7 protein-coding genes are annotated in these 6,710 nt (G+C 30.9%); 4 read left to right on the top strand and 3 right to left on the bottom strand.

Annotated elements, in window-relative coordinates; translation table 11 throughout:
- The first annotated feature begins 657 nt into the window (after positions 1-657).
- Together CN514_RS26530 and CN514_RS14080 are read left to right on the top strand one after the other, a co-directional pair.
- Positions 658-789 (top strand): hypothetical protein, encoded by a 132-nt coding sequence (locus CN514_RS26530; RefSeq protein WP_286141681.1) that lies wholly within the window; start codon positions 658-660, stop codon positions 787-789.
- A gap of 114 nt (positions 790-903) precedes the next feature.
- Positions 904-1,203, top strand: a complete 300-nt coding sequence (locus CN514_RS14080; protein WP_098233137.1) for a hypothetical protein — start codon at positions 904-906, stop codon at positions 1,201-1,203.
- 180 nt (positions 1,204-1,383) lie between these two features.
- Here CN514_RS14080 and CN514_RS14075 read toward each other — a convergent pair whose 3' ends face one another.
- Positions 1,384-1,965: a TetR/AcrR family transcriptional regulator C-terminal domain-containing protein gene (locus CN514_RS14075; protein ID WP_176525913.1), complete on the bottom strand. Its 582-nt coding sequence runs from the start codon at positions 1,963-1,965 to the stop codon at positions 1,384-1,386.
- 234 nt (positions 1,966-2,199) lie between these two features.
- Between CN514_RS14075 and CN514_RS14070 the strand changes: the two genes are divergently transcribed.
- Positions 2,200-2,862, top strand: a complete 663-nt coding sequence (locus tag CN514_RS14070) for a class I SAM-dependent methyltransferase (protein ID WP_098233135.1) — start codon at positions 2,200-2,202, stop codon at positions 2,860-2,862.
- A gap of 220 nt (positions 2,863-3,082) precedes the next feature.
- Complete coding sequence (locus tag CN514_RS14065; protein ID WP_098233134.1) at positions 3,083-3,421, top strand: hypothetical protein; 339 nt, start codon at positions 3,083-3,085, stop codon at positions 3,419-3,421.
- Between the two features lie 255 nt (positions 3,422-3,676).
- On the opposite strand, the gene CN514_RS14060 is transcribed toward CN514_RS14065, so the two are convergent.
- Both CN514_RS14060 and CN514_RS14055 read right to left on the bottom strand, forming a co-directional pair.
- On the bottom strand, positions 3,677-4,456 hold the full coding sequence (locus CN514_RS14060; protein WP_098233133.1) for a nitroreductase family protein: 780 nt from the start codon (positions 4,454-4,456) through the stop codon (positions 3,677-3,679).
- 467 nt (positions 4,457-4,923) lie between these two features.
- A complete protein-coding gene (locus CN514_RS14055; protein WP_069032142.1) occupies positions 4,924-6,471 on the bottom strand; it encodes a bifunctional GNAT family N-acetyltransferase/carbon-nitrogen hydrolase family protein in 1,548 nt (515 codons plus the stop codon).
- Between the last annotated feature and the right edge of the window lie 239 nt (positions 6,472-6,710).

Raw genomic sequence — 6,710 nt, 5'->3', positions numbered from 1 at the left:
CCCCTGAACATTAAAAACCTTTCAATAGTATTTTCTAACTATTTACACTTTATTCTTAATCTTACATAGTATTATATTTATCAAGTTTGTAAAATTAAAAAAGGGGAAAAATACCAAATACCGAATAATAAACACATGGTACAAGTTAAAATAAGATTAAAAGATTATAGGAGGCATTAGATGAAGGCATTATCCGTTTCACTTGGACTAATACTAGAAGTGATTAGAATCATATTGATCTTTGGGTTACTTGATACTTTATTCTCAACAGTTGTATAAGAAATATATAATAAATTTGGTGTGGATCTTACTCATACTGGATGGTGGTGTTATTTCGGTATACTCGTTTTAATATTTGTCCTGTATCGAAATAAAATACAATTCAGTGGATGGTATAATGGAAAAGGAAGGGAGAAATTACCGGAAATAGTCACAAATCTATTAATTTCTTGTTCAATCATTATGATATTAATACCTGGAATAAATGAATTAATTCATATGTTGTAAAATAGTCAACAAAGCAGTAATTTAGCAGTAATTTAAATGAACTTTAAAACAACAAGATCGACGTTTAGTCGATTTTTATTTTGCCTATACAATTGATGATAGGAGTGATTGAAATGACACTATTTGGCTATCTATTTTGGGGGGGTATAGTTGTCGCAATTGCATTTGGTTTTCTTTATGCAAAAAAAGTTCGGAACAAAAGCGCCAAATAAAACAGAAAGTCAAAAATTACATGAAGAAATTACGAGACAGACACATAATAATGATCAACCAAGATTCTAAATCGCGGGTTTGATTATTGAATTGAAAAAAGAATACGGAATGAAGAGGAAGTTAAAGCTTGAAAAAGTTACTATAATAGAGAAACTAGTATTTTTACTAAGAAAGGAAAATAACATGAAACAGATTGATGAATACTTTGAAACAGCAATGGAAGCTTGGAGTATGATGCAAAAAACGACTGATGATGAAGGAGCAGAATGGGCAGAAAGATTTGAACGCTATTTCTATGATTTTATTGATGAATTGAAGAAATGGTGGCAAACTCTCGATCCAAAGCCAACAAATATTGAGGATGCAGAAGAGTTACCTGAAATTAAAAAATGGATGGAACAAATTCCTGGTCCAGTGCAAATAAATTTTCTTACTGAATTAGAGGATATAATGGATGGTTTTGATACAGTAAGGTTTGATTAAGTAATAAGTTTGCGTATGTCAGGAGGAAGACATTTGTTTGGAAAAGCTCTGATAAATATGTACTATTTTATAAACCAAAGTATTTAAAGAAAAATAGCGAATTAAAATTTGATATAAATCCTAATAATTATATGTTTTATTCAAAAAGTCACATCGAAAGGTAGATGTGACTTTTTTTATTTATTCACTATGTAATCCGGCAAATATTACCCTTAATCCATATAGAAATTGTTCTTCAAAATCAAAACTATAATGATACTGCTCACCAAAAAATGATGTAAATGCAGTTACTTCTTCGGGAGTGTATGTGAACTGTTTAGCACGATGTTCATCTGCTACAAATGATAAAACATAATTGTTAAAAAGGTTACCCGCAACTAGACAGTTTTGATCAGAAACACCGTATTTAGTTAAATTTTCTAAAGTGAATTTTACTGCTTTTAATCTACTAGGTGTAGTTGGCATTGATTGCGCAAAAACTTCTACTGCATCTCGTGTCTTTAATAAAACTCTTCGCACTTCAAATGCTAGAGCTGTTAAAGCTTCCTTGGCATCATCTAATTCTTCAGGTAGGACAATTTCATTATTTAAGTGCTCAGCAATTAAATCATACAAAGCCTGTTTATCTTTAATATGCCAATATAAGGATGCGGCTTTGATCTCAAGCTCCTTTGCCAATGTTCGCATCGATAAATTACTTATTCCATCACGATTTAAAATATCGAGGGATGCTTTTACAATTGCTTCTTTCGTTATCGCCATAAAATCTCTCCAAAAATTTAATAATGTCATTGACTCTAACAGTGTTAGATGTTACTCTAACGATGTTAGATAACTAACGTTGTTAGACGTTTTTGTTCTCTTATTGTACTAGAAATATAAACTACTTTAAAGTTCAAACAAATTACCTGCTAGCTAAATCAAATAAATTTATTTAAATAATAATGCTTGTGAACAATGATTGATAACATTAAAAAAAGAGGTAGGATGGATATAATGATGAAAAAAATGCGCAAGAAAAAAGATGTTGGTATTTATGGGTATACAGCAAAATGGTATGACAAAAACTCCCGAAAAAGCCGTATGACACAAATGCAAGAATATGCAACCGAAATACAATCTTTAGTTCATGATGGTGCAAGGATTTTAGAAGTAGCTCCTGGACCAGGTTATCTATCTATTGAACTTGCAAAAATGGGTTTTGATGTTACAGGAGTAGAATTAAGTTCGGATTTTGTTAACATCGAAAAAATTAATGCAAAGGAAGCAAATGTTTTAGTTGATTTTAAAGAAGGCAATGCATCAAATCTACCTTGTGATGAAAACACATTTGATTTTATTGTTTGCAGTGCAGCATTTAAGAACTTTAAGGATCCAGTAAAAGCACTCAAAGAAATGTACAGGGTATTAAAACCCGGTGGAACATCACTTATAATCGATATGAATTTTAATGCAACTGCACAAGATATTGAAGGTGAAATTAAAAAAACTGGAATGAAGGGGTTTGATAAGTATTTTGTAAGATTTGCATTTAAAACGTTCTTGAAAAAAGGTGCTTATACAAAAGAAAATTTTGAGATGTTTTTAAATGAAACAGAATTTAAGAATTATAACATTAAACAAGAGGATATTAGCTTATATGTATATCTTTATAAATGATCAGGATTTTAATTGAATTATATTATTTTTTCAAGTTACAAGACTATTAATCTTATAGAATATTTTTGCATGTAAGTTGAAGGATTTTTTGTTAAAATTACCCATTTAAATTCTAGATTGTTATAATAAACATAAAGAATCTTAGAAAGTTGGGATCTGTTTGAGAAAATATCTTCTCTATTTTTTGTATTTTAAGCTTACATGGGATCTCATTCATTTAGTGTATAAGGCTTGGGGAGAGTATAAACCGAAAAATCTAGGTTTTGATGCTATTTCAATATTCATTGATTTATTTATTATTTTAGTTTTATTAAAAACAATAAACTCTAGAAAAAGTTTAACAAAATTTGAGCATTTCTATAACGAGGCTTTTAATTGTGATGAAAGAAAACAATATGAAAAAGCACTTCAAATAAGAGAAGAAGGTCTAAAATTACAATCACTAACTTATTTACAACGTGCAGAATTACATGTTGGTAATGGAGGAACATATTCTTATTTAAAAGATTATAAAAATGCTACCAACAGTTTCGATAAAGCTTTTGAGCTAGTAAACTAGAGAAAATACCTTATGATGAACAGTATAAAGTAATTATTGAATGCTACGTAAAAGCAAATCGAAAAGAAGATGCCATAATATTAGTTGAAGCTTTGTTAGAAAGACAATCTTACAATAAAAAATTCATTAGATTACAACCTATAATGGATCAATTATTAACTTAATATGACTAATGCTATTAAGTGATTACGTTTTAATAGAGAAAATATAAAAAGTCGATTCCTCAATGGAAATCGACTTTTTTATTCTTAACTATCATTTATTATTCATAAAATTTTGTTTCTCTAAATAGTCTAGAACCGTTTGAGAATATTCATGATGTGATTCTTGTGTATACTTTGCAATCGTATAAATTTGAGCTAAATTCTTTAATCCTAGTCGCTCTGTCATTTCTTTAAGCTTTGGAACGTCCATGTAACGTTGCCAGCCTTTTTCATTTCTTTCTTTATAGATTTCAAGAATATCTTCATCTGAATAATCATTATATTGTTCATAATGTACTAGACCTTGTCTTGGAAGTCGGTCACGTAATGCTGGATTTTCTTTTGGATAACCTAATGAATAGCCTACAACTGGTACGACATTTGGTGGTAAGTTTAGGATTTCACCAATTTGATTACAATTTGCTAGGGTAGAGCCCATGTAGCATAGACCAAGACCTGCGTTCTCAGCTGCTAAAGCACAGTTTTGGGATGCCAAAGTAGCATCAATGGCACCAATCATAAAGCTCATGAAATTATCAAAATGTACTGGTGCATCATTAAGCTTAAGCCATTTTCTCATTCGATTAAAATCCACACAAAAAGTTAAAAGAATAGGTGCATCAATAACCATTGATTGCTCCATATGAGCAGAATATAATTTTTTTCTAATTTCTTTGTCTTTTGTGACAATAATCGAATAAGATTGCATATTGCCACTTGAGGACGCACGAATACCTGCATCTAATATTTGATCCAACAGTTCTTGGCTTACTTCCTTATCCTCATATTCTCGAATTGATCTGTGCCCATGTAATACATCGTTAAATTCCAAAACTTTCACTCCTCATATCAAAAAGATTTCATAAGAAATAATAAGAAAAATACAAAAAACGACATAAAATTTAAATTTGTAATTATTTCTGAATAATCAAATTATAATGTAAACATATCATAAAAAAACGTTATCGTACACAGATTTGTACTTTTTAAAAATTTTTAGGAAAAATTACTCAGATTAATATTTTTTCAGAATAGTAGAAATTTAGATCAATGTCTAAAAATGTCAAATGATTACTTTTAAGTAGATTAAGGGTTAATAGATTGATTTATTTAATTAACGGATAAACTGTTTAATTAAAATATAAAACGATAAGAGTCTAGAAAAATTGGTAGAATATAGTAATAGATGAGTCAAACAACAGCGAGCCAAGATATAAATTGAATATGAAAAATAAATTAAGCTCAGCTTACAATTTTAGACTGAGCTTAATTCTTTAAAATCAACTTTTTTATAGTTCTTTATTCTAGCTTTAAATTCTTAAATTCAATTCGATATAAATCACGACGTCGATCGCGTAATTGACGGACTGATCCCGTATTTCGTGAACGTCTTAATTTTTCAAGGTCAACATCTCCGACTACGACAGTATCAACATTTGCATCACATTCACCAACAATTCCATCTCTTGCGAAGCCAAAATCAGAAGGAGAGAAAATACCTGATTGTGCATATTGAATATCCATGTTTTGTACATGTGTTAAGTTCCCAACTGTGCCTGCGATACAGGTATATACTTGGTTCTCGATTGCTCTTGCTTGAGCGCAATAACGAACACGGAGATAGCCTTGACGATCATCCGTACAAAATGGGACGAAAATGATATTTGCACCTTGATCAACTGCAATTCGAGCAAGTTCTGGAAACTCGATATCGTAGCATATTTGGATAGCGATTTTTCCACAATCTGTATCAAATACATGGATTTCGTTACCTTCTGAAATTCCCCACCATTTTCTCTCATTAGGAGTTGCATGAATTTTTAATTGCTTTTCAATCGTACCATCTCGTCTAAAGAGATAAGCAACATTGTAGATATTTCCGTCTTCTTCAACGAAATGAGATCCCCCCACAATATTGACATTGTAGCGTACAGCAAGTTCTGTAAAAAGTTCGATATATTGCTCAGTATAAGTTGCAAGCCTACGAACAGCCTGATCGGGGCGTTTTTCTTCTAGAAAAGACATTAATTGTGTTGTAAACAACTCTGGGAAAACAGCAAAATCCGAACCGAAATCAGCAGCGACGTCAACATAATACTCAATTTGCTTCGTAAAATCAGAGAATGAATCGATTTTTTTCATCATGTATTGTATTGCGCATATTCTAACTGGAAATGATGCACGGTAAACGCGTTTAGATTTTGGAAGATAGTCAATATTACTCCATTCCATCAAAGTGGCAAATGAATCTGATGCTTTATCATCCGGAAGGTAACGTGTATTAATCCGTTTAATTGTAAAACCTTCCATTAATTGAAATGATAAAACAGGGTCATAAATACTGTGTTTTTCTACTGCAGCTACATATTCACGTGGTGACATTTCATCTCTATGTTTATGATAATTTGGGATTCGACCACCAATGATAATGCTTTGAAGATTTAATTGTCGAGCCAATTCCTTTCGGGCTTCGTAAAGGCGATGACCAATTTTCATACGACGGTATTCTGGATCAACCATAACTTCAATTCCATATAAATTAAATCCATTTGGATCATGGTTTGTAATATAACCATTATCAGTTATGACGTTCCAAGTATGCTGGTCATCATATTCATCGAAGTCAACCATTAAACTTGAACAAGAACCAATAATCTTATCTTCATACTCTACACAAAACTGCCCTTCAGGAAAAATGCGAATATGACTTTCTAATTGTTCGCGTTTCCATCCTTCCATGCCAGGAAAACAACGGTTTGATAACTTCATAATTTCACTAATATCTTCCATACGTATATTTCGAACTTCAATTTTCTTCTCATATTTTGACATATCTGTCTCTGACATAATCTCACGTCCTAAATATAAATGTCTCGCTTACTAAAGGACCATAATAATTGGTCTATGGCACTCGATTCTAACAGTTAGGATACCCACAATTTACCTTTTCAATATAGTCTAAAAAAGTGAAAAGGAATAATTTCTATAACAACTTATTGAAATTAAAAAAGGAACCAAATAATTGGCTCGTTTTTAACTACTTAGAAATATAAAATAAACTTTTTACTTAGTACGATGATTACGAA

Source organism: Bacillus sp. AFS001701, from assembly GCF_002559405.1.
GTDB lineage: Bacteria > Bacillota > Bacilli > Bacillales > Bacillaceae_G > Gottfriedia.
Note: the sequence above shows the minus strand (reverse complement) of the source record. Positions and strands in the feature narration are given on the sequence as shown.